We start from the raw sequence: 201 nt of genomic DNA, 5'->3' as shown, positions 1-201 counted from the left end.
GTCCGGGATGCCGAGGGAGTCGGTGTAGGCGGTGAACTCCTCGGCGATGGCGGCGAAGACGGGTTCGGCGTGGTCGACGAGGTCCATCTTGTTGACGGCGAGGACGACGTGCGGCACGCGCAGCAGTGCGGCGACGGCGGCGTGGCGGCGGGTCTGTTCGACGACGCCGTTGCGGGCGTCGACCAGGACGACGGCGAGTTC

General features: G+C 70.6%; 1 protein-coding gene. It reads right to left on the bottom strand.

Annotated features, from left to right (window positions below):
- Nucleotides 1-201, bottom strand: a 201-nt coding sequence (locus WA788_RS35990; protein WP_335984786.1) for a GTP-binding protein, incomplete at both ends; no start/stop codon positions are given.

This window comes from Streptomyces sp. CA2R106 (assembly GCF_037034245.1).
Classification (GTDB): Bacteria; Actinomycetota; Actinomycetes; order Streptomycetales; family Streptomycetaceae; genus Actinacidiphila.
The sequence above is the reverse complement of the archived record's forward strand: the minus strand, read 5'-3'. Positions and strand labels throughout refer to the sequence as shown.